18 protein-coding genes are annotated in these 25,149 nt (G+C 38.4%); 14 read left to right on the top strand and 4 right to left on the bottom strand.

The annotated features are described in order from the left end of the window. The first annotated feature begins 123 nt into the window (after positions 1–123). Both FB379_RS11025 and cspD read left to right on the top strand, forming a co-directional pair. Positions 124–564 carry a DMT family transporter gene (locus tag FB379_RS11025; protein ID WP_063389536.1) on the top strand — a complete coding sequence of 147 codons (441 nt, stop codon included), beginning with the start codon at positions 124–126 and terminating at the stop codon, positions 562–564. Positions 565–832: 268 nt separating this feature from the next. After that, on the top strand, positions 833–1,033 hold the full coding sequence (gene cspD / locus FB379_RS11030) for a cold-shock protein CspD (RefSeq protein WP_063389535.1): 201 nt from the start codon (positions 833–835) through the stop codon (positions 1,031–1,033). 459 nt (positions 1,034–1,492) lie between these two features. Here the strand turns inward: cspD and FB379_RS11035 are convergent, their stop codons facing one another. Next, positions 1,493–3,586, bottom strand: a complete 2,094-nt coding sequence (locus FB379_RS11035; RefSeq protein ID WP_144597995.1) for a DNA topoisomerase III — start codon at positions 3,584–3,586, stop codon at positions 1,493–1,495. Between the two features lie 652 nt (positions 3,587–4,238). Between FB379_RS11035 and FB379_RS11040 the strand changes: the two genes are divergently transcribed. From FB379_RS11040 to FB379_RS11050, 3 genes are all read left to right on the top strand, one after another. After that, a complete protein-coding gene (locus tag FB379_RS11040; RefSeq protein WP_144597996.1) occupies positions 4,239–5,279 on the top strand; it encodes a zinc-dependent alcohol dehydrogenase family protein in 1,041 nt (346 codons plus the stop codon). A gap of 676 nt (positions 5,280–5,955) precedes the next feature. Beyond that, on the top strand, positions 5,956–6,864 hold the full coding sequence (locus tag FB379_RS11045; RefSeq protein ID WP_144597997.1) for a ketopantoate reductase family protein: 909 nt from the start codon (positions 5,956–5,958) through the stop codon (positions 6,862–6,864). A gap of 109 nt (positions 6,865–6,973) precedes the next feature. Next, a complete protein-coding gene (locus FB379_RS11050; protein WP_199757341.1) occupies positions 6,974–7,384 on the top strand; it encodes an acyl-CoA thioesterase in 411 nt (136 codons plus the stop codon). Between the two features lie 110 nt (positions 7,385–7,494). Here FB379_RS11050 and FB379_RS11055 read toward each other — a convergent pair whose 3' ends face one another. After that, positions 7,495–8,382: a hypothetical protein gene (locus tag FB379_RS11055; RefSeq protein ID WP_144597998.1), complete on the bottom strand. Its 888-nt coding sequence runs from the start codon at positions 8,380–8,382 to the stop codon at positions 7,495–7,497. 161 nt (positions 8,383–8,543) lie between these two features. Between FB379_RS11055 and FB379_RS11060 the strand changes: the two genes are divergently transcribed. Together FB379_RS11060 and FB379_RS11065 are read left to right on the top strand one after the other, a co-directional pair. Beyond that, positions 8,544–9,149, top strand: coding sequence for a nitroreductase family protein (locus FB379_RS11060; protein WP_395994363.1), 606 nt, complete (start codon positions 8,544–8,546; stop codon positions 9,147–9,149). 434 nt (positions 9,150–9,583) lie between these two features. Continuing rightward, complete coding sequence (locus FB379_RS11065; protein WP_066246702.1) at positions 9,584–11,029, top strand: DHA2 family efflux MFS transporter permease subunit; 1,446 nt, start codon at positions 9,584–9,586, stop codon at positions 11,027–11,029. A gap of 64 nt (positions 11,030–11,093) precedes the next feature. On the opposite strand, the gene FB379_RS11070 is transcribed toward FB379_RS11065, so the two are convergent. Both FB379_RS11070 and FB379_RS11075 read right to left on the bottom strand, forming a co-directional pair. Next, complete coding sequence (locus FB379_RS11070; RefSeq protein WP_063389527.1) at positions 11,094–11,660, bottom strand: spore coat protein; 567 nt, start codon at positions 11,658–11,660, stop codon at positions 11,094–11,096. Positions 11,661–11,763: 103 nt separating this feature from the next. Next, entirely contained in the window at positions 11,764–12,057 is a 294-nt protein-coding gene (locus FB379_RS11075; RefSeq protein WP_066246704.1) for a hypothetical protein, read from the bottom strand. 439 nt (positions 12,058–12,496) lie between these two features. On the opposite strand from FB379_RS11075, the gene FB379_RS11080 reads away from it, so the two are divergent. From FB379_RS11080 to FB379_RS11115, 7 genes are all read left to right on the top strand, one after another. After that, positions 12,497–13,303 (top strand): Cof-type HAD-IIB family hydrolase, encoded by an 807-nt coding sequence (locus FB379_RS11080; protein WP_066246706.1) that lies wholly within the window; start codon positions 12,497–12,499, stop codon positions 13,301–13,303. A gap of 423 nt (positions 13,304–13,726) precedes the next feature. Then, a complete protein-coding gene (locus FB379_RS11085; RefSeq protein ID WP_144597999.1) occupies positions 13,727–14,893 on the top strand; it encodes a KamA family radical SAM protein in 1,167 nt (388 codons plus the stop codon). A gap of 1,316 nt (positions 14,894–16,209) precedes the next feature. After that, entirely contained in the window at positions 16,210–20,850 is a 4,641-nt protein-coding gene (locus FB379_RS11095; protein ID WP_144598000.1) for a helix-turn-helix transcriptional regulator, read from the top strand. A gap of 124 nt (positions 20,851–20,974) precedes the next feature. Then, positions 20,975–21,139 carry an anti-repressor SinI family protein gene (locus FB379_RS11100; protein ID WP_242009324.1) on the top strand — a complete coding sequence of 55 codons (165 nt, stop codon included), beginning with the start codon at positions 20,975–20,977 and terminating at the stop codon, positions 21,137–21,139. Between the two features lie 975 nt (positions 21,140–22,114). Continuing rightward, entirely contained in the window at positions 22,115–23,146 is a 1,032-nt protein-coding gene (gene desA / locus FB379_RS11105; RefSeq protein WP_144598001.1) for a Delta(5) desaturase DesA, read from the top strand. Positions 23,147–23,241: 95 nt separating this feature from the next. Further along, positions 23,242–24,384: a sensor histidine kinase gene (locus FB379_RS11110; RefSeq protein ID WP_144598002.1), complete on the top strand. Its 1,143-nt coding sequence runs from the start codon at positions 23,242–23,244 to the stop codon at positions 24,382–24,384. After that, positions 24,381–24,980, top strand: a complete 600-nt coding sequence (locus tag FB379_RS11115) for a response regulator transcription factor (protein WP_144598003.1) — start codon at positions 24,381–24,383, stop codon at positions 24,978–24,980. The genes FB379_RS11110 and FB379_RS11115 overlap by 4 nt, the downstream gene beginning before the upstream one ends. Positions 24,981–25,149: the final 169 nt, after the last annotated feature.

Consider the following 25,149-nt stretch of genomic DNA (forward strand, 5'->3'; position numbering starts at 1 on the left):
TAAGTCTCTTCTTTTTTTACAAAATGAAAATTTTAGAAAATCAACTTTTTTACTTAAGAACGTTTTTACGTAAAGGAGTTCAAGCGGGTAGAAGAGAAATTATATTTCTGGGGAGGGTTCAGGATGAAATGGATTTACATTTTTTTAGCGATACTGGGTGGGATGATGATAGGAATACAGTCGCCGATTAACGGAAGTCTAGGCAAAAAAATCGGTGCTGTTGAAGGAGCATTTGTCTCTTTTTTTGTTGGAACAATGGTTTTAGCGTTCCTTGTTTTATTTTTTGGAAAGGGCCACATTACCGATTTGTTTCAAGTTCCAAAATGGAATTTGCTTGGGGGATTTTTAGGCGCGATGTTCGTCACGTTTACCATTATTTCTGTTCCGAAGGTTGGGGTGGCCGTAACGCTCCTTGCAGGAATCATCGGTCAAATGGCCATCAGCGTCATCATTGATCATTTTGGATTATTTGGAATGCCGAAAAATCGAATAGACATAAACCGCCTGATTGGGATCGGGCTAATGCTGACAGCTCTGTTCTTTCTTTACCGCGGCAGTGAATGAGATTTGTTTTTAGGGGAAAGCAGCGTATAACATAAAGTATCACCCTTAAAGAGTCAAGAACATTCTTACATTTTCTTGACTCTTTATGTTTGATTGGTTATAATGAATTAGCCATTTAGTTCGTTTTATCATGGATCCATTATAAGTCGTACCTCATATTGAAATGCAGGCGATCTTATATGGTCTGCATTTCTCATGAGTGTGCGGCTTTTTTTTCTTATGAAAAACAAACAATGAATGGTAAAATCTTTTTTTTGGAGGAAAAAGCATGAACACAGGTAAGGTAAAATGGTTTAACAGTGAAAAAGGGTTTGGATTTATTGAAGTCGATGGTGGAGATGATGTGTTTGTTCATTTTTCGGCGATTCAAGGCGATGGTTTTAAAACGTTAGAAGAAGGGCAAACTGTTAAATTTGAAATTGTCGAAGGCCAACGCGGACCTCAAGCGGCAAACGTACAAAAAAACTAATCCTTTCAAAGTGGCGCCTTATTTAGGTGCCGCTTTTTTTAGAAATTTATAAACATCTCGACTTGAGGATTACTGTTCGATAAAGACCCTGCAGCATGTGTAAATATTTTGGAGAGGTCGAAAGAGGGGAGACCATTTTCGAATGTATGTGGTTGACTGTTTTGAGCTTTTTAGAAATGCAGGGGGAACAAATAGTACATAACGTTTTAATTCGCGTGTAGTTAATGAATGGTAAGGAGCTGTCCAGAAAGTGGAGTCCATTATAATCATAAACATCGATATGAACGTTTCTAAATATTAAAGGGGTTTGTCTATAAGCCGAAAAAATGACTTATTTGACAAATCCCTTTTAAAAATTTGAAACAAACTGCATACCATTCCAGCTTCGTCGTGACACTGTTTTTAAATAGAAACAAGCTAACTTTTTGTCGTAAACGCAGCATCCGGAAGCTTTTTTATTTATTGCTGTTCTTCCAACACCTGTTTTAACAAATCACCTAAACTTGTGCCAAAAGAATCGCTTTTCGGGCTGTATTTTTGAATTAAAGCCCGATCTTTGCGGTTATTGACTGCCGTTTTCTTTTCTTCCGCTTTTTCAACCACATTGCAGCGGCGGCATTGGAAGTAAACACCGGCTTTGCCGTTATGGATTTCCATTGGTTTTTTGCATTGTGGACAGCGCCGGTTGGACAGCTTCGGATCTTTTCGTTTGCTATAGCGGCATTCCATGTTCGAACATGCTAATAAACGTCCTTCTTTTGTAGAACGTATTTTTAAAAAGGAGCCGCATTCCGGGCACATGGAGCCGGTTAAATTGTGTGCTTTGTAGCTTCTATCGCTATTTTTTATTTCATTAACGAGCCGTTTCGTTTGCTTGCGAATGTTGTTTAGGAAAAATTCAGGATTTCCTTTTCCCCGTGCGATCGCTTCAAGCTCTTTTTCCCAGCGCGCTGTCAGTTCAGGTGATTTTAGTTCATCATTGACAAGTTCAATCAGTTGTTTACCTTTTTTCGTTGGGTAGAACCTTCCGTTTTTTCGCTCAACCGCTTCTGTTTCGATAAGTCTTTCAATAATATCCGCCCTAGTTGCAGGAGTGCCGAGTCCGAACTTTTCCATCTGCGTAAGAATGTCCGCCTCTGAATAGCGAAGAGGAGGTTCTTCCAATTTTTCTTCTATTTCTACTTGATGAACAGCAAAAGATTGTCCTTTAACCAAAGTAGGGATGTTTCTGTTTTCCGGCTCATCCTGCTGCTTCCCTAAAACGGCTTTAAATCCATTATTCAATACAATTGTCTCTTTTGCAGTGAGTGTTTCTCCGTTCACATCAAAAACCGCATGGACGGTTTCATATTCGTAAGCAGGATAAAACAGCGCCAAAAACCGTCGGGCAATCAAATCATACAGCTTCCTTTCATCAGTGGAAAGCTCGCTCATATTTAGCGGTTCCTCCGTCGGGATAATGGCATGATGATCGGTCACTTTTTCATTATTGAACACCCGTTTTGATAAAATTTTTCCTTTGTTGGAAAGGAGAGGACGGATTTCGTCTTTATAGCCGGAAGCCATTGCCTGAAGCCTGTCAAACATTGTCGATTCCATATCCGCAGTTAAATAACGGGAGTCTGTCCGCGGGTATGTGACAAGCTTATAATGCTCATAAAGCTTTTGCAGTATCGTTAACGTTTTCTTTGCGGAAAATCCGAAACGCTTGTTGGCATCCCGCTGCAGCTCGGTTAGGTCGTATGGCAGCGGTTGATGTTCTTTCTTTTGCTTGCGCTCCACTTTGATGACTGTACCTTTTTTACCATTCAAGTTTGCCAATAGATGTTCAGCCGTTTCTTTGGAAAAAATTCTTTTTTCGCCGTTTCGCTCCCAGATGGTATGAATGGAACCGATTTTTGCATGAATCGTCCAATACGGCTTCGGTACAAATTTTTGAATTTCTGTTTCCCTTTTCATGATCATGGCAAGGGTTGGGGTCTGCACGCGCCCTGCCGAAAGCGGGTCATTATATTTCGTCGTCAAAGCTCTTGTCACATTTAAGCCGATGAGCCAATCTGCCTCAGCCCGGCAAACAGCAGACTGATATAATGCTTCAAATTGTTTCCCAGGTTTTAGATGCTTGAAGCCGTCACGAATGGCTTTATCGGTCTGAGATGAAATCCATAGGCGCAAAATCGGCTTTTTCCAGTTCAGCTTTTTTAAAATCCATCTTGCAACGAGTTCGCCTTCACGTCCGGCATCTGTTGCGATAATGCAATCTTTAATGTCCGTTCGTTTCGCCAACAGTTCTATGCCTTTATAATGTCGGCTCGTTTGTCTAATTACTTTTAACCCCATTTTTTCCGGGATTATTGGCAAATCTTCCAGCCGCCATGTTTTATATTTTGGATCGTAATGTTCCGGCATCTTCAATTCAATTAAATGACCGAGCGCCCACGTTACGATATACTTGCTTCCTTCAAAGTGAAATTTATGCTCTTTTTTGCAGCCAAGCACACGGGCTATCTCACGTGCAACGCTCGGCTTTTCAGCTAAAACGAGAGATTTCATATAATGCTCCTTTCTTTCAATCAACAACGTTTTAAGTATAACGGAAAGGAGGGAGGTTTGCATTAGTTGAATGAAAAAGCATAATATGTTTCAGTTTTATATCTCTTAAGGCAATGAATTCTTGTAAAGGTTGTACTATGGGATGATTGACTGTTCACATACAGAGGATGCATGTTCAAATTTAGTTCTTTCGTATTACCTCAAGAAATCAATCACACTCAATTTAGGAACATGTTCGTTTCTTAAAATCAGCAGAGACAAGGGGAAAGCTGGCAATTTTGAAAATTAACAAAAATAAAAGACGAAATATTTTAAAATCTGTTACAATATAGGTAAAAAGGGGTGGATTTGTGGAAGCTTGGCGATTTTTATAAAAAAAGGTATATATGGTTTCCGCCGCTCACTAACGCTTTTTCCTGACCCTGTAGCCCACGCAATCTGTGATAGGGAACTTCCGGCAAGATACTTTATGTTAACTTGAGAGGATATATTATCATACATACCTATTGAGCAGAATAATTTCTTGATCGCAAGGGGAAAAATACCTTTGGGATAACAAACCGCTAGTAACATCTAATCTAGTTAGACCCGCCATGGCCTTCATTTGAAACCGAAGGCAGCTTACGAACAAATATATTTAGGAGGTATGATGATGAAAGCACTTATATTCCGTGGACCAGGCAAGATCGAGTGGGGAGAGAAGGACAAGCCTACGATTCAGGAACCAACAGATGCCATCGTAAGAATCACCAAAACGACAATCTGTGGAACAGATTTACATATTTTGGGTGGAGATGTACCGGCTGTAACTGACGGACGGACATTGGGACACGAAGGTGTTGGTATAGTAGAAGAAGTCGGCTCAAGTGTCAACAATTTCAAACCTGGAGACAGAGTGCTGATTTCTTGTGTGACTTCCTGTGGAAGCTGCGATTATTGTAAAAAAGCGATGTACGCACACTGTGAAAAAGGAGGTTGGATTTTAGGGCATTTGATCGACGGTACCCAAGCAGAGTACGTTCGGATTCCATATGCGGATACAAGCATGTATCATATCCCTGAGGGAGTCGATGAAGAAGCGCTTGTTATGTTGAGTGACATTTTTCCGACAAGTCTCGAAATCGGGGTAATCAACGGCGAAGTTCAACCAGGGGATGTAATAGCAATTGTCGGGGCCGGACCGGTCGGGATGGCAGCACTGTTGACAGCACAGCTTTATTCACCAGCGGAAATCATTATGATCGACCTTGACGATAATCGTCTGGAGCTGTCCAAAAAGTTCGGTGCCACTAAGACAGTGAACAGCTCAAAGACAAATGCGGTTGAGCAAGTGCTTGAACTAACGGACGGAAAAGGTGTTGACGTAGCGATTGAAGCGGTCGGATTCCCGGTGACCTTCGACATCTGCCAGCAAATCCTAAAGCCGGGCGGGCGGTTGGCCAACGTTGGTGTTCATGGTAAGCCTGTCGAATTGCACTTAGAACAATTGTGGATTCGCAACGTCAAAATCACAACTGGACTTGTAAGCACAAGTACGACACCGATGCTGCTTAAGACGGTGCAGTCAGGAAAAATTAAACCGGAACAGTTAGTCACTCATCGTTTTTCGCTGGACCAGATTTTGCAGGCATACGAAGTATTTCGCAATGCGGCTAAAGAAAAAGCGATGAAAGTCATTTTATCCAATGATTAACCGTTAAAAAACTTGATGTAAGTGAAGCATTGTTCTTAAAAAGTAAACCATTTTATTGTAACCCCGTCCTAAACTTAGAACGGGGTTATGTGTGTTGGATGGATGCTTAAATTTATTAGAAAAAAGAAAGCTTCATTATTGGATTGCGAGAAACACCATTATGGAGCGGAAAAAGATTAACCTATCTGTTCGTTTTTCATATAAACTGTAAAATTTAAGAAAGCAAAAACGTGCCAGCTGCTGTATGTTTACAAGACTTGAAAATAAATTCAGCGTTTTTTATTCGAAAGCTAAGTCAACGATTCGGCGGGGAAGAGAAGCTATTTCACGGAGTTCGTTCATTTTGAAAAGGCTTTTTTCAACTTCTGCTTCTTTTTTTATAGCATTGCCGTCATTTTGTTATGAGTGTTTGTGATCTGCGCGCTTTGTGAATCTTCATGGAACATAGAATAAATCATAATAGTCTAGAGTCTGATATTGATTTCAAGATTATCATCTGTCTGGGAGGCTCGTTTTTACTATTGGTTTTAAACACTCAAGACTTTTCAGTCCCGAATGCTTTCACTTGATTAATGAAAAGATTAGGTTAATAATTGAGGTGCAAAACTTGCATTTCATTATTTTCTGTTTATTCTGTCATTCATAAGCTTTTTGATTCAATTGAAGGGGGAATGTTATGAAAATCGCTGTTGCTGGAGCTGGCGCGGTCGGCGGCTATTTTGGAGCTTTATTAAAGAATGCCGGACATGATGTTGTTTTCCTTGCAAGGGGCAAGCATTTAGAGGCAATGAAAAAATCAGGTTTAGTGGTTAAAACGAATGATCAACTCCTCACAATAGACGGTGTTTTTACAGATAAAATAGAGGATTTTGCTGATTGTGAGCTGATACTGTTTTGTGTGAAATCAACCGACACGGAAAGTACAGCAGAACAGATTGCCTCTTTGCGGAATGATCGCGCAGTTGTTTTGACGCTGCAAAATGGAGTCGACAATGAAGAAAAGCTCGCTCAAATTTTAGGTGGAAAAAGGCTCTTGTCAGCTGCAACCTATCTGTCGTCACATGTGGAAGAGCCTGGGGTCATAAAGCATAGCGGAAGAGCAAAACTAGTAATCGGTGCTCTGGATGAATCACTCATTTCGTTCCGCGATAAAGTGGCAGATCTTTTTCGTCAAGCTGAAATTTTTGTAAAAACAACAGATGATATCATGCTGGATAAGTGGAAAAAGCTGTTGTGGAATGCAACCTTCAATCCGCTTGCTGCTTTATCCAAAGCGACTGTCGGTGAAATTATGGAGCATAAAGAATTGAGGAAAACAGCTGAAAATGCTTGCCGAGAAGTGATGCGAGTAGCCAATAAAATCGGGATTCCATTAGATGAAGAAATGTTTCATCGCACTTTTGCCAATTCAGGAGCAGCTCTGAAGCATAAGCCGTCCATGCTGCAAGATCGATTGAAAGGAAAAAGGATGGAAATCGAATCATTGTGCGGTTTTATCGTGAAAAAGGGGCGGCAGATTGGTGTTGAAACGCCTGTTCTTCAAACGTTGTACAGCAATTTGCTTTTTCTTGAAACACATCGATGATCCGATGGACAATTCCTATACACATGTAGGATTCAATTCCATTCATACATAAATATCGATCGATTGATAAAAACAGAAAAATAAGACATAAAAGAAAGGACGATTTAGCATGAAAACCATTCCAGATACAGAAATTTATGTAAGGTATTGCGAAACGGATGCGTCAGGCCATGTTAACAATACAAGCTATTATTTGTATATGGAGGAAGCTCGGACTAAATTTTTACAACACATGTCAAAACAAGTAGGGAACCAAGACTGGAAATTTATTTTAGCATCCACAAAATGCGATTACCTTGCCCAAGCGTATGCCCATGATACATTAACGGTAACTTCAAAAATTACGCGGATTGGAACGAAAAGCTTTTCGATGGAGCATGAAATAAAAAATGCAGAAACGGGGAAATTGATCGCAAAAGGGGAAGGAGTTATCGTTCATTACAATTTTAAGTTGCAGCGTTCTGAGCCTTTAACTCCTGAAATGCGTTCGATCCTTGAACAATACTTAGTAGCTGTTTAATGAGCAAGGCAATTTTGTAAGCCTTATCAGTTGAATTAATATCATTCTGATTAAATAGCTAAAGAAAAAGGATTTTCCGAATGTATCCACCGGAAAATCCTTAAAATTTGTTATTCAAACGCATCACGCACAACTTTTTTGACCGGGTCGACTGCATACCAGCCCCATGTAGATGTATGTCCCTCTTTTGTCTCCGGATCACTGATCACGATTTCATAAACGTGAATAATATATTCGCCTTTTTCATTATCATGATCATATTCAACGTAAACGTTAGAAGTATTTTCAATTTTTAAATACTCCCGAACTAGCTGTTCAGCTTCAGTATGGCTTATAGGACGGCTTTTCTTTGATTCCTCAGCCTTTTTTTGCTCTTCCTTTCTCTTTTTTGCTTCTGCTTCAGCTTTTTGCCGCTCTTCTTGAAGTTTTTTCTCCTGCTCCTGCAAGTATTGATTTTTCGCCGCAGCTGCTTGATTCATGAATTGTTCTGCATTTTTGGTAACGCTGACGATCTTCTCATTATTTGATGTTGTTTCAGCAATTTTCTTAAATATGGCGAATGCTTCGTCAAACTTGTTTTCTTCCAACAATGCTTTCCCTGACTCAAGTTCAGATTCCATTTCTTTTAAAGCGGCGCTCGTTTTTTCCGCCTCTTCGATTATTTTTTCAGCTTTCGGTTTGAGAATATCAAGAACCTTGGAGGTTTCATTTGAATTTTTGATTTTTTCTGCCAATGATATGGCGGTTTCAAATTCTCCTTTTTCAAGGGCAGCAACGCTGTCTTTAATTTGTTTTGACAAATCTAGCGCCAATTGAACTTCTTCAGTGTTTTTTTCATGAAGAGCTTTGTTAAAAAACGAGATGGCGTCGCTGTATTGTTCTTTTTTTAGCGCTTCAATACCAGATTCCATGTTGGATTTATATTCTTTTGATGTACATCCGAACAGAAACATCATGGCAAAAATCAAAATGTAGAAAAATAAGTTCCGCTGTTTCAAGTTTTTACCGCCTTTTCTAATATTATTGATTTCATGTAAATTATATCCCTCAAAATACGGCTCTTACAAGAAAAAATTTTATTCAAAACGTTACTAAGAAGTGTAATAGGCAAAGCGTTTAAAAGGAATGATATAAAAAGATTGAAATTCAGAAAGGAGAGATGAACGTGTCAAATGACTTTTATTCAGCAGTCAAACATCGACGCACTTATTACGGAATCAGTAAAGAATCAACTGTTTCTGATGAGCGTATTCAAGAAGTGATCAGCCACGCAGTTCTATATACACCATCCGCTTTTAATTCCCAAAGCGCCCGAGTCGTTCTTTTGCTTGGCGAGCATCATAACAAATTGTGGGATATAACGAAAGAAACGTTGCGAAAAATTGTTCCAGCGGATCAATTTGCTTCAACAGATGAAAAAATAAATTCATTCCGAAATGGATACGGTACTGTATTGTTCTTTGAGGATGACCGCGTTGTTCAAGGGTTGCAGGAACAATTCCCATTATATGCGGACAATTTCCCGATTTGGTCACAACAGTCTTCTGGAATGCTGCAATTTGTGATTTGGACTTCGTTGGAAATTGAAGGATTGGGCGCCTCGCTGCAGCACTATAATCCGCTCATCGATGATGAAGTGAAGCAAGAATGGAATATACCAAATGAATGGAAACTAATTGCTCAAATGCCTTTCGGAAAACCGACAGCTGAGCCCGGTGATAAAGAAAAAAAACCAATAGAAGAGCGATTGAAAATATTTAAATAAGATGCTTTTGTTTTCAAATTGTTGTCACCCCTTTTCAAAAAGTAAAGCTGAAAAGGGGTTTTGCATTTGAAACAATTCAAACCGAAAGAGAAAAAACGGCTGTTCTTTTTTTATATTGGAAGGAGTGATATTTTTTCTTTAACACTTATGATGTAAAAATTTTTTCAAACGTTTCCTTCTTAATTATCAAAAAAGAAAATAAAGGTGAGCGAAACAATTGCTTTTTTCTTCATCTTCCTTCACTATGGTAATGTACGCTAATATAAATATAAAGACAACAATTGCTTCATTTATGGAAAACGCTCTTCAAGTTTCATCCCCATCAAGTGTATATTCTTCCTATTTACAAAGAAAAAATATTACAATAACATGTATTAAGCAGTCTATTTGTATCGCTAAATAATATAGAAAAATTGTTAGAAAGAAGGATTTATATGGGAGAAGAACGAGACCTGGCACAGGAAACCTTTAATAAAGTGCCGCTCATGATTGTGTTAATGTCCGGTGCTTTTGTTGCCATTTTAAACCAAACGTTGCTTGGAACTGCTTTGCCGCATTTAATGATGGATTTCAAAGTTGATGCCAATACAGTTCAATGGCTGCAATCGATTTTTATGCTTGTTAATGGGATTATGATACCGATCACCGCGTTTTTGATTGGTCGTTTTACGACAAGAGGACTGTTTCTTACAGCCATCGGAATTTTTGCTGTTGGAACTGCAATTTGTGCAATTGCTCCCAATTTTTCTGTTTTAATGGCAGGGAGAGTGGCGCAGGCTGCTGGTGCCGGAATTATCATGCCGCTGATGCAGACAATCTTGTTTTTAATTTTTCCCGTTGAAAAAAGAGGAACGGCAATGGGGATGTTTGGACTCGTTATTGCATTTGCGCCGGCAATTGGTCCGACTTTATCCGGTTACCTTGTAGAGCATTTTGCATGGAGAAGCTTGTTTTATGTGCTCTTACCTATTGTAGTCATTGATCTTATCTTAGCTTTTTTCATCCTAAAAAACGTTACGCGGCAAACTTACCCAAAAATCGATATTTTATCCATCATCCTTTCAACGTTAGGCTTCGGAGGTTTATTGTATGGATTCAGCGCAGCTGGAAGCAGCGGCTGGGGGAGCGGTCAAGTTATTTTATCGCTCTTCATCGGTTTGATCACTCTTACTTGGTTTATAATTAGACAGCTGCAATTGGATGAGCCGATCTTGGAATTCAAAGTATTTAAAAGCAAGACATTTTCGATCACAACTGTTTTAGGCATGATTGTGTTTCTGTCTATGATTGGCGGAGCAGTTATTTTGCCGATGTTTATGCAAAATATGCTGGGATTTTCAGCATTTGAGTCCGGACTGGTGCTCTTGCCAGGCGCACTTGTCCAAGGGGTGGCCAACCCGATAACAGGCAGATTATTTGATAAATTCGGTGCCAAATGGCTGGCGATTATTGGATTTTTTACCTTAACGATCACGACGTTTATGCTGTCACACCTCACCTTACATACAACGTTTACATATTTAGCGGCAGTAAATGCTTTCAGGATGGTCGGTGTTGCGATGGTCATGATGCCGGTGACAACCGCTGGTTTAAATCAACTGCCTACATATTTAATTTCACACGGAACTGCGATGAACAACACAATGCGGCAAGTAGCTGGTGCAGTTGGAACAGCTTTGCTTGTGACAGTCATGACAAATACAGCGTTGCCTGAAAAAGGTATTGAAGGAATGATACATGGAGTAAATATATCTTTTGTAGTGGCAGGTATATTCTCTGCGATCGCTCTCATCTTATCGTTTTTTATGAAAAATTCGCAAGCGGCAAAAGACGAAAGTCTAAAGGAAAAAGAAAACAAGCAAATTGTGAGCGAAAGCTAATTTTTTTCTTGGCAATAGCTAAAAAATAAAGCAGAAGCAGGGTAAGCCCTGCTGCTTTATCGTTTTATGTCTGCTGATTGTTCATTTGATTGCCAGCCGGTTGATAATGATTGATGATCGCTTGAGCAGTATTTTGCTGAAAGACCGGCACTTGATAATAACCTTTTTGGTTCATATATTGCCAAACTTCATAAGCTTGCTCTGCGCAATTTTTCGCCCCTTGGAGCACGACATTTCTTAATTCCGGATCTGAGCATTCCAATGCAGCATGCATCCTTAATGCTGCTGACGCTTTTAAACATCCTAACATTCCTGACGCAACATCATGGTCGTTCATCTCGTTTATTGAGCTGTTGGGAGCTTCCGGTGTTCCGCCTGAGGTGCCAAAGGAAGGGCTTGCATTTTTCAATGGGCGGTAAGTGCTGAAATTTTGCTGACTGCTCTTGTTTCTTACTATTTGAACGATTGAATTGTATTCATTTGTCATAAAAATGATTTGATTTTGCAAAATGTTTTGCAGCTCTGGATCTTTGCAATGGGGCTGATAAAGTTGAAATTGGTTAATTCCATCAATTGTGTTTGTTAAAACTTCATGTACTTCCATTAATTCATGAGCACCTAATTGATTCATACCTTCAATCCCTCCTAAGTAATTTTTTAACAGTTAGTATTATGTTTGAAATTTTTCATTTTATACAAAAAACCCCTCAGTCTGCGATACTGAGGGAAAACTTTTAAGAAATTATTTTTACACGCTCTTTTCCAGAAAAGCTTTTACATACTAGCATCTGACTAAATCTATTAGAATAATTTGTACGTGCTTGTATCGTTCCTTGTTCATCCATTGTGAGGATCCATCCTGCAGGCAATTCTCCTTCAAAATATTCAATGAAAGATTGAAGCTTTTCAGTCGATTCAGGGATCGTTACATACCCTTCCGTTAGTTGATACCATAAATCTCTGACAGAACGAAGGGCTTCTTTTAGTTTATATTCTTTTTCCAGTTGTTTGACACTTCGATAGATCATTTGATATTCACTCCCTAATAAAAACTTATAACATTGAAGAGTGAATCACTATGAAAAAATTTTTCCAGTTGAAGGTAAAAAAGCCAGACAATTTGCATCTATAGCCTATTGTACGTGTATCTATCTATTTGCCATCTTCTTGTCATTTGTTGTATGCCCAGCCGATGCTTCGAATCCAGCTATTTTTGCATAGATGTCACTGTCCATTTTGTACTGAAGCTTTCTTTTTAATTTTCTAAACCTCTTCAATCTTTTGGGCTGCCATCAACCGAGCGGAAAGTGACTTTCTGGCAAATCAAGCTCTTTGACCGATAATGCAGTGATTTTCTTGTAAACAGGAAATCTTTACAGCGATCAGGACGATTTTGATAAAATAGGTAAGAGAAAAATAAGAAGTTTCTTTATTATTTTAAAAAAAGAAAGGAATTGGGATGAGGATATGAAATGTTTTTCAATTGATTTAGATGGCACACTATTAAATTCGCAGCATGAAATTTCACATGAAAATTTATCAGTTTTACATGAATTGAAAAAGCAAGGACATGAAGTCATTTTAAATACGGGACGTGCATTTCCGGACGTCATCAAGATTAAAGCGGTTGAAGAGCTCCAAGTGCCGATTTTTTGTGTTAATGGGGCTGTATTATATTCCGATAAAAGAGAGCTGATGTATGAAGCAACAATAGATGAAAAAACGTTTAAAGAAATTTTTGCAGCAGTAAATGCTCTGGATGTCGGAATTCTCGTTTACACCAATCAGGGTGGCTTTCCATCCACTTTACCGCCTTTGCATAAGCTGAGCTGGAAAGAGATCGAAGAGATGTTTCGCCAATTTGATTATGACTCTATTTTCAAGCTGGAAAATGTAAAAATCTATAAGCTGATTGGATTAGTGAATCATGATGAAACGGAAAAAATCGATCGAGTGAAGGAAGCTTTAAGCGAAAGAAGCGACCTATCCATTGCCTCATCATTTCCGAATAATATTGAAATTACCTCCAGCGAAGCACATAAAGGAAAAGCGATTTTACGCTATCAAAAAATGAAGCAGCTGACATTTGAAGAAATTTATGCGTTTGGCGACGGAGGCAACGACATTTCCCAATTCGAGATCGCGACCACATCGGTTGCAATGGGAAATGCTCCAAAGGAAGTGAAAGAAAAAGCCGATTTTGTCACGAAAACGAACGATGAGAACGGCTTTGCCTATGCGGTAAAAGAACTGTTGAAGGCTGTATCAGTTTAAGCAATGCTTCATGCTGCCCGAAAGAATTCATGTAAAGCAGGAAGCCGCTTATTTTACTTATTTATATAAAATATAGAAAACGATTTTTTTTCCATTTTTGGCTTAAGTCAATATATTGTTTGAGCGGGGATAAAGACTCGCAAAAAAGGATTCTAAATTTAGTGAAAGCTTATCAAGATATGTCAGATATTTATTCCTTGTTTTAGCAAATGTAGTGGAATCTGCCTTCTATTTTGACTTGTATTAGAGAAAAGTCCGCATTGGAAAACTAGCTTAATAGTTTTCCTTGCTGGAAGGCAAATTTTTTTGAAAAATATTATCGAAATTTGCAAAAAAATAATGAACGTTTTGGACATATTGCTAAATAATTTGTTACTATATGTTATCATAGAACTGTTAACAAATGATGGGGGAGTGATACATGTGGCGATGCCAAAATATATAACAAACATCGACAAAATTGAACAAATCCCAAAAGAGGAACGGGAAAAGCTGAAGCCGATCACAGAAAAATATGTGTTTCGGGTCAATGATTATTATTTAAGCCTGATCGACTGGAATGATCCGAACGACCCTATCAGAAAATTAGTTATTCCAAATGAAGGAGAAATGCGAGAGTATGGGAGGTGGGACGCATCAGATGAAGATACAAACTATGTCGTTCCTGGCTGCCAGCATAAGTACAAAACAACAGCATTGCTGCTAGTTTCTGAGGTTTGCGGAGCATATTGCCGCTATTGCTTTCGAAAAAGATTATTTAGAAGTGATGTAAAAGAAGCGATGGCAGACGTACAGCCTGGTATTGACTATATTCGCAAAACTCCTGAAATCAACAATGTTCTTCTAACTGGAGGGGATCCTTTAATCCTTGCTACGAAAAAATTGCGCATGATCATTGAAAGCTTACGAGAAATCGAGCATGTAAAAATTATCCGCATCGGCTCCAAAATGCCTGTCTTTAACCCTATGAGAATTTATGAAGATGAATCTTTACTCCAACTCATTAGAGAGTTTTCATCTCCTGAAAAACGAATCTACATTATGGCTCACGTCAACCATCCGAGAGAAATTACGAAAGAAGCAAAAAAAGCTTTTGAAGCGCTCCATGATGCCGGAGCAATAGTGGTCAACCAAACTCCAGTATTAAAAGGAATTAATGACGATCCTGTTGTTTTAGGCGAATTATTAGATAAGTTATCATGGGCGGGAGTAACACCTTATTATTTCTTTGTGAATCGACCTGTTGCTGGCAACAGTGACTTTGTATTAACATTGAAAGAAGTTTACGATATCGTTGAACAAGCAAAAGCAAGAACGTCAGGTCTAGGCAAGCGCGTCCGCCTGTCAATGAGCCATACCTCTGGGAAAATCGAGATTTTAGCTATCGAAAACGGAAAAGCGTATTTGAAATATCACCAATCTAGAGATGGCAATTATGGACAATTTATGGTGCTTGATTGCCCTGATGATGCAACATGGTTTGATGATCTGCCTGGCAACGAAAAGTATTGGAAAAAACCGAAAAAGAAAACAGACCAAGTTGTTTCAGTCAATGAATTGCCAGATCATCCTAAAAAAATAGCACAATAAAAAGTGATGGACAGGGGCTGTCTAATAAGTCGATTTTCCGGCTTATAGACGCCCCTTAATGTTTTAGAGACGTTGATATATCGACGTTTATGATTTTTTGTTTTCGATAGGGATTTGACTTTCTGGATAACCACTTTTAAAAAAATACATTATAAGAAAGGCAATTTATGACGTGAAAAAAATAACGAAAAGAAGGTACAGGTTGTTCTTGTGAATGAAGTGGAGCTGATGAGAATTTTGTTCAATAATAGCATGTATGATGCATTTGTATACAATAGAAGATTTTACCCCTTGGTATGGCCGTTCAGATATTATAGCAAGAGAATTTTTTTGCAAAAATTAGGAAGGCGATAAATTGAAGGGAAGTCTGTGCAGAACAGCACACCGATTCATCAGTTTTAATCGAAAAGAATTGAAAAACGATGAAATTTGCGGTTGTTTTTATTGTTTATAAATATTTCATCCTTCTAAAATGGTGCGATGATGAAAAGACTGCCATTTGCCCTTTTTACGGCACCGATTCAATGATCGAGCAAGTTCCGGTTATCCTATCACAAAAAGTTTTTGAACCGCATGTGTAAGAAATGGTTTTAGTCTATTAAATTATTTATCATTTGGAATGAATTAGAAAGTTGAGGAAATGAATTTGAAAATCGGAAAAATGGCTCGAATGTACTTTTAGACCGAGTAAGTGTCCTGTAATTTTTTTCTACAAGACTTTTTACATCATTTTAAACACCGTCATCTCAGAAGTAATGGAGATTTCGAAACGGCGCCAAGCGTTTTATATGAATTAACGAACATTTGTAAAACTAAACGGAAGCGATATTGTAAAGACAATAAGACCCTTTTTTTAGCAGCTCCACAAATAAGCGGGGGATGAGTTGTATTTGGAAAAGAAACAGCTTCTCCCATCATCGTTACAAAGAAAATTCCAAAAGATAAAAGCTTTGCTTCTTTGTCATACGTGTATGATTTCTTCAGAACTTTTTTAAAAATAATTTGAATGGATTGCGGCTGCACAAAGGCGCCGGAAGAGAACGGTGCAAATGTCTGTAACCGCCACCCATTATTTAGTAAATCCTGATTATTTCCTCATAATTTTTCTTCAGTTTTCCTGAAAAACACCGAACTCCATTTGTATTCAAGCAGAATCATTCCTCTTTTCATATGTCATCTTATATACGAGAATATTGAAGGGAAAAGTTGCAGTTATAGACGAAATACCGCTTCTTTCAATGAAAAAAGAAGGGTTTTTGGAAAATTTTGCGAATACTGGAAGAGAAATTTTTTTATGAAAGGATGTGCCTGTCTGTATGGAGAAGGAAAACGAAATATTACGGCATTTGCCAAGAGGGAAAAAGTCAATGTCAGATATTTCAGGCTACAGTTATATATCATTGCTGAGAAAAGGAAAAAAAGCTTCTGTTTATCGGGGGATACGCGATCGTGATCATCAATGCGTTTTGCTGAAAGTTTTAACATCACAATCCCCATCGATAATTGATCATGCATCTTTTTTGCACCAATATGACTTCTACTCGCAGCTGAAGATGAAGGAAATTGTGACGCCTATAGAAGTTGAGCAATTGGGGAACACGTATGCACTTGTTTACCGAGATCCTGGGGGAATGTTATTAAAAGAATATATCAAAATTCATCGTCCACGAATTAGCGAATTTCTTCAAATTTCTTTACAACTTGCAGAAAAATTAATCGTCCTTCACGAACAAAACATTTCCATCACTATACTAAGTCCAGCTCACATTTTCATTCATCCTGAAAAACTAGATGTGCAATTTTTTGATATTGGAGGAGCCGAAGAGGATGATGAAATTTACGATATTTATCATTCGCCGGAACAGAGCGCACAAATCAATCCATCCTCCAGCCATCTCAGCGATATTTATTCGCTTGGTGTCATTTTCTATGAACTATTAACTGGCCGTCTGCCTTTTGACGTTGACTCTGATTTTGAATGGATGCATGCTCATATGACAAAAAAGGTCATTCATCCGTCTGAAAGACGTCAAGATGTGCCGAATGTGGTTTCCGACATCGTTTTGAAAATGCTTGCAAAAGCACCTGAAGATCGTTATCAGTCGGTTTTCGGACTGAAAGAAGATATTTTCCATTGCTTAAAGATGCTGGAACAAAACGGAACAGTCCAATCATTTCAGATTGCCCGATACGACTTTTCTTCACAATTTCAAATTACAAGCAAGTTATACGGAAGGGAGAAAGAAATACAAAGCTTAATGGAAGAACTGAAAATGGTTCGATTTGGTTTGACGAAAATGGTGCTTATTTCAGGAAGCGCCGGAACAGGAAAAACAGCGCTTGTGAATGAAATTGAAAAGTTATGCGCAAAAGAAAATGGTTATTTTGTTTCCGCAAAATTTGATCAATTTCAGCGGGATATTCCATATGAACCGTTTATTCGCGGATTTCGTCAGCTGATTAATCAATTATTGGCGGAAAGCAGAGAAGAACTTCAACGTTGGAAAAGAGAGCTTCTTGAACATTTAGGTTCAGGAGCGGCGGTTATCACGGAGGTCATTCCTGAACTGGAACTGTTGATCGGCAAACAAGACGCTGTACCTTTATTGCCTTCTTCCCAATCGAAGCTTCGTTTTCATTGGGCATTCAGGCGTTTTATGCAAACATTTGCGAAAAAAAGCCATCCATTGTTATTCTTTTTAGATGATCTTCAATGGTGTGATACAGCATCGCTAGAATTGCTGCAATCCATACTGAACGATCCAGAGTTTGAAAGTTTGCTCATCATTGGGGCTTATCGCGATGATGAAATGAAAGAAGGACATCCTTTCTTAACGAAATTAAAAGAAATGAAAAGAAGCAAAGAAAATATTAGGGAATTTCCACTCGGCATGCTGAATGTTGATCATATTAACCAAATCATTGCGGAAACGTTGGGATGCAGCCCGGACGATGTTCGCGAGCTTGCCATTGTACTATATGAGAAAACAGCGGGAAACCCATTATTTTTTAAACAGCTTTTCCAAACAATATACGATGAAAAGTTTCTATGGTGCAACTTAAAAAGAGGAAAATGGGAATGGAATCTCAACAAAGTGAAGGAGCAGCCCGAATACGATGAAATGATCGGATTCATTGTCAGCAAAATTGAAAAACTGTCGCCGTTAACCCGAAAACTTATCTTGACAGCTTCCTGTCTTGGACATCGCTTCGATTTTCAGTTTTTGTCTTTTCTTCATGATGGAATCAATACGGAGAAAATGACCGACGCATTGTCCGAAGCAGTCCAGGAAGGGATGATAATCCAGGTTTCAGATCAAGGAAGGTATCAGTTCATTCATGACCGTGTCCAGCAAGCTGCCTATTCATTGCTTGATCAAAGGAAAAAACAAGAAATTCATTATAAAGCAGGTCAATTCCTCTTCAAAAGAACAAGTAAAGAAGAACATGAAAAGTTTTTTGAAATGATCAACCATCTTAACTTGGGCAGAAGGTTCATTCAACATCCCGAAAGAAAAGCAGATTTGGCTGAGCTCAATTGGTCGGCGGGTGAAAAAGCGAAAAACGCAGCGTTATTTGATCAAGCATTGAATTATTTTCAAACAGGGATTGAATTGCTACCCGAAAATTATTGGGAATCCTGTTATGAATTAAGTTACAAGCTTTTTTTAGGCAAAGGGGAAAGCGAATATTTAAATGGACTTTTTCGGGATTCGGAAAGGACATTTAACGAAATGTTAACATATGCCAAAACAAAGGAAGATCAATTAAAAGTCTACAATATGAAATCTTTGCTGTTTTCTCATCAACAGCAGTTTGAAAAAGCGGTTGAGGCAGGGTTAAAAGGCCTTCGATTGTTCGGATGGAAGCTCCCGCAGCATCCGGGCAAGTTTAAAGTGCTGCTCGAGATGATTTTAACAAAAACAGCGCTTAGAGGACGTTCGGCTGCTGATCTCACCGCTTTGCCGACGATGACAGATAGGAACAAACGTTTACTAATGGAGATTTTAATTAATTTGAACAGAGCCAGCTACCAGTATGATCAATATCTAGTCAGCATTCTCATGCTTCGGGCGCTCCGGCTTACATTACGACATGGAATGACTGATGTGTCCGCTCTTGCTTACAACAATTATGCATTATTTTTAAGCGCCGGGTTTCAAGATTATGAGGGAAGCTTTCAATTTGGACAGCTTGCTTTACACACAGCTACCCGATTTCAATCAAAACACCTAATGGGGCGGGTCGATTTCGTTTTTGGCACATTTGTGAACCACTGGAAAAAAACGATGGAGGACAATCTTTTTTATATTAAACGTTCACAAAAACATTGCGTTGAATCCGGCAACCTTCATCTGGCCGGGGAATCGAGCTCATTTCTGATCATTACAATGTTGATTAAGGGGGAACCGCTCAATCAGTTGTTAGTAGAAATTGAGAAGCAGCTAGAGTTTGTCTTGCAAATTAAATTGGAACATTCCATTAAGTTTTTAAAAGCGGTGAAATCTTGGCTGCAATGTCTCGTTCATCTTAATGCGAAATTTACTATGTATGAAGAAAGAGAAAATCTAGATGAATCATCGGTTATCGTTTATGATACCATTCAATTGAAAATCGCATTTTTGTTAAAAGAAGATGAGCTGGCATATCAACTGGCGGTCCGTCTTGAAAAACTTGTCAAAAAATCACTGTTGCTCATCATTTCGCCTGAATTTTACTTTTATCATAGTTTATTGTTAATCAGGCGTTGCGAACAGAAAGACAGGAAAAACATGAAAATAGTTAAAAAACAGCTGAAACGGGCTTTGAATCAATTTAAAAAATGGTCTGAGCATTGCCCTGACAATTTTCGACATAAACAGCAATTACTTTTGGCGGAATGGGACAGATTGCAAAAAAAAGAGACAGAAGCCATGAAATGGTATGATGAGGCAATTCATTCCGCAAAAACTTCTTCTGACATTCAGATTGAAGCACTCGCTAATGAATTGGCAGGGGACTTCTATGCCAAAAAAGGCATGCATCGCATTGCGCAAACATACTTACGTGAAGCGCATCGATGTTATCGGCTGTGGGGGGCGCACAACAAAGCGGAACAGCTGCAGCACGATTATCCTGAATTTACTTTGATTGAGGAAACAAATCAAACAAAAAACGATCATAAAAGCATGATAACGTGGGAAGGGACCAAACGAACAAAAGGTGAGGAACGGGGCTTGTCCGCCATCATTCAAGCAGCAGCCTCTTTGTCTGAGGACATGAACTTAGAGCAATTGCTCGGGAAATTATTAATGCTCATTGCCAGATTTAAAGGGGCTGAAAAGGTATGCTTCATCAGGCCAAATGGAAAAGAAACCGTTTTTTCGATTGAAAAAGTCATTTCCACACATGGCGAAACAAACGAAATGGATCAAAACGTTGGCGAAAACATTCCGATTTCTGTTATCCAGTATGTGCACCGTATAAAAGAAACGATAAAGCTCCAGGATGCAGTAAATGATTTTACTTTTTCAAAAGATCACTATATTCAAAAAAACAAAGTCAGGTCAGTGTTATGTTTTCCTGTCGTCCAACAAAAAACGGTCAAGGGGATCTTTTATTTAGAAAATAATCAGTTAAAAAACGCCTTTGAATCCGAGAATATGGAAGTGTTGACAACCATCGCATCACAGGCTGTCTATGTACTTGAACTGCTGTATTCATTTGGAAAAGAAACAAAAATCGCAGTCGAGAAAAAAGCAGAGACGATCAAGAATGAGTTGGTTGATCCGTTGACAGAACGCGAATTGGAAGTGTTAAACCTTGTTTCAATCGGCTTAACGAATAAAGAAATTGCAGAAAGACTTGGTTTGGCTGTCGGAACGGTAAAAGTCCACTTAAACAATATTTTCAGCAAATTGCAAGTAAATCGCAGAACAAAAGCAGTGGTCCAAGCAAAGGAGTTAAACTTGTTGTAAGAAATGAGCAAAAGTGGCTCATTTTTTTTTGCGAAATTTGCCCATCTATAACTTTTGATATATGACAATTTCAAGAAATCAATGTATTGTGTTTTCAGTGACAGATGGAAAGGAGGATGGAAACATGAACAATAAAGAATTGGAAGAACAACAAATATTGGATATAGAATGGGTTGAGCTTATATTAGAAGCTAAAAAACTCGGATTAACAGCTGATGAAATTCTTCATTTTTTACATAACAGTGAATTTTATAAATATTGGATGAAAAAAGATATATCTACAAAATAATTAAAATAAACTAGAGTATGCATCCATGAATATTTTTAACTGTCAATTTAAATCACTACTTTCAACAAGATGATAATACAGAACGTATTATTCTAATAAATGAAATTACATAAAGCATATGACTAAAAGCCAAGAAATGGTGGTACTGTTCATTTAGTAAATAGTTATGTACGTTTTGATCGAATGACAGGAGATGGATCGTGAAAAATGCCTAATATGCACTTATTCACACGTAAATACGAGTGACTTCATGAATTTGAAAATTGTTCAATTGTTTGGGCTGGCTATTACAAATGCAATGGACAACCCCATTTACGCTATAATCCCTTTTATAAAGAAATAAAAAGGGCCTTATGTGAGACAAAGGGAACAAACTCAAAGTCTAGGCAGAAGGAGTGTTCAGTTATATTAAAGGCATCGGTGCTTCAGCCGTTTTTCGCTAAGATTCTGGAAAAAGCGATATTGTGTTTTATCTAAAACGGCAAGGCTCACAACTTCCTAAAGATGGAAGGGAAATGCTCCTATTACTGTAAAAAACCACAGAAATTCATTGAAGAGTTCTGTGGTTTCATATTTTTTAAGGAGCTTTTAAAAAGAACCCGTTAACTAACGGCATTATGTCGAGTAGACATGAAATGGAGAATACTTCAAGTTTTCATTCAAACTCAATGTCCGGCCTTTTCCTCGTTGCAAAAGTCTCTTCAGAAAATATCCACAAAGTTCCGCAAATGCCGTTATCATCACAATTTGCTTTTCGTCTCTTGCTTGTTGGCCCATCCTTTGCAAAATACCTTGTTACAAGATGTGTTTTGTTAAAAAACATTTTCCCAAAATTTGAATGTCCGTCAGCAATTACGAATATGATAGAAAACGATATATGACATTTATCATATTCTGAATATGACATATATGACTTCACAGATCGATTTCCCTCTTATATGATTAGAAATATCAAATAAAGAAGGGAATCAAAAAATGACGAAACAAATGCAAAAAAATTTGAGAAAGCAAATGGCTCCTTATGAAAAACCTCACACTATGAATAGTGTTTGGCAGTTAGTCAATACAACTGTGCCGTTTTTTCTGTTATGGTTTTTAGCTTATCAAAGCTTATCCATTTCTTATGTTCTTACTCTTACTATTTGCATGATCGCAGCTGGATTTTTAGTACGACTTTTCATCATTTTCCATGATTGCTGCCACTATTCCTTTTTTAAAAACCGCCTTGCCAATAAAATTATGGGAACAATAGCCGGTATTTTAACGTTGTTTCCGTACAGCAAATGGCAGCACAACCATTCAGTTCACCACGCAACCAGCTCTAACTTAGATAAGCGCGGGACAGGGGATATATGGGTTTTGACAGTTGATGAATATTTGTCAGCACCGCCTTTAACAAAATTCGCCTACAGGATGTATCGCAATCCGTTCGTGATGTTTGGGTTAGGACCGATTTATGTTTTCCTTATTAAAAATCGGTTTAACAGAAAAAATGCGAGGACAAGGGAACGCATCAACACATATATAACAAACATCTCAATCGCTGTGATCGTTGGGCTGCTTTCTTTGGCGGTCGGATGGGGGCCGTTTCTTATCGTTCAAGGCACAATCTTTTTCATTTCAGGCACTTTAGGCATTTGGCTTTTTTACGTACAGCACACATTTGAAGATTCTTATTTTGAAGAAGATGAAAACTGGGAGTATGTGAAGGCAGCTGTTGAAGGGAGTTCATTCTATAAGCTTCCGAAACCGCTGCAATGGTTTACCGGAAACATCGGATTTCACCATGTGCATCATTTGAGCCCAAGGATACCCAATTATAAGCTGGAAGAGGCACACAATCAAACGTATCTTTTACAGAATGTACCAACCATCACTCTAGCGACAAGCTTAAAATCTCTCCGATTCCGCTTATGGGATGAGCAAGCGAAAAAGTTTGTCGGGTTTAAAGACTTATCGAAAAAGAAGGAAAAAAAGCCGAAAGTCCATATTGAACCTGAATTGTAAAATCTTTAGAGAATAGCGGCAAAGTTTTGAAGACGCAGTCTACCTTTTTATGATAAGATAACATGTAAAACAAATTTATTTAAGAGGATTTGACCATGACAAAAAAGTATATGATCTTAGAGAAATTCTCGGGAATTTCTCCTTATATATGGAGCGTTTTTAGCATTTTGCCGTTCTATTTTATTTTCCAATCTTCCTCCACAAAGGAAATCATTGCTGGGATCGTGCTGACAATTATCTTTTTCTTTGTATATCGTTTAGCTTTTATTTCCAAAAAGTGGCCCGTCTACTTGTGGACGTCTATCTTGATTGGGATTTCCATCGCGATGACGATTCTTTTTCAATTTATCTATTTTGCCTTTTATATCGCTTATTATAACGGCCATATCAAAAACCGCATTGCTTTTTTAACATTGTACATCATTCACTTAGCGGCAACGACCATCTCAATCAACTATAACGTGGTTCTGCAGGAAAAGTTATTTTTAAAGCAATTGCCATTCGTTATCATTATTTGGATTAGCGTCATCCTTCTCCCATTCAATATTTACAATCGAAAAAAGCAAGGGCAGCTTGAAGAACAGCTCGAAGACGCCAACAAAAGAATTTCCGAGCTCGTTAAACAGGAGGAGCGTCAGCGAATTGCCCGAGATCTTCATGATGCGTTAGGCCAAAAGCTGTCCCTCATCGGTCTAAAAAGTGATTTGGCAAGGAAATTAATTTACAAAGACCCTGAACAAGCCCGGAGCGAATTGAAAGACGTTCAGCAAACTGCCAGAACTGCATTGAATGAAGTAAGGAAAATAGTTTCGCAAATGCGCGGGGTTCGATTGAAAGAGGAAATCATACATATAAAACAACTACTCCAAGCAGCTGAAATCATGTTAGTCAGTAATGAAGAAGAATTCACACTATCAAACGTATCCCCGTTTATTGAGAACATTTTAAGTATGTGTTTGAAAGAAGCAGTAACAAATGTCGTCAAGCATAGCAAAGCTTTCACTTGCCGGATTGCCATTCAGCAATCTTGGAACGAAATATGTATGACGGTGCAAGACGACGGAATTGGCATTAAGGAGGAACGGGATCTTGCAAAAGGAAATGGACTGATCGGAATAAAAGAACGTTTGGAGTTTGTAAACGGCAGTCTGGATATTTATTCGGAAAAAGGGACTACATTAATCATGAAAATACCGAATGTAGTAAAGCAGACCGTTAAGGAGGGACTGAAATCATGATTCGAATTGTCATAGCTGAAGACCAGCGTATGATGCTCGGCGCCTTAGGAACATTGCTCAATCTGGAAGAGGATATGGAAGTGGTGGGGCAGGCGACTAACGGAGAAGAAGCTGTTTCTCTTGTGAAGCAATATCAGCCTGATGTTTGCATCATGGATATCGAAATGCCCAAAAAAAGTGGACTTGAGGCAGCTGAAGAGCTGAAAGATCTGGAATGTAAAGTGATCATTTTAACAACGTTTGCCCGTGCCGGTTATTTTCAACGGGCCTTAAAAGCTCGTGTAAGCGGCTATTTATTGAAAGACAGCCCGAGTGAGGAGCTGGCAAGCTCGATTCGAAGCATCATGGCAGGCAGGCGAATCTATGCACCAGAACTAATGGATGATGTATACAGTGAAGAAAATCCTCTCACGGAACGGGAAAAAGAAATATTAGAACTTGTAGCCGATGGGAAAAACACAAAAAAAATCGCGGACGAACTGAAACTAAAAACAGGCACGGTCCGAAATTATATTTCAACGATTTTGGAAAAGCTTGAAGTAACGAACCGGATCGAAGCGATAAAACAATCCAAAGAAAAGGGATGGTTTAAGTAGATGTGGAAAAATTTGTTTTTTAACGACAAAACCAACACATAAGGGACGGAACAGAAACCTTCCAGGGTGTTTAAAATGAACAGTACTGAACACTTTTTCCCCTAAACTCGATAAGTTCCTGAAAATATCCTCCTGAAATCATGAGATTCACGTTCCGCTTGCCAATGAA

Source organism: Aeribacillus composti, assembly GCF_007827555.1.
GTDB lineage: Bacteria > Bacillota > Bacilli > Bacillales > Aeribacillaceae > Aeribacillus > Aeribacillus composti.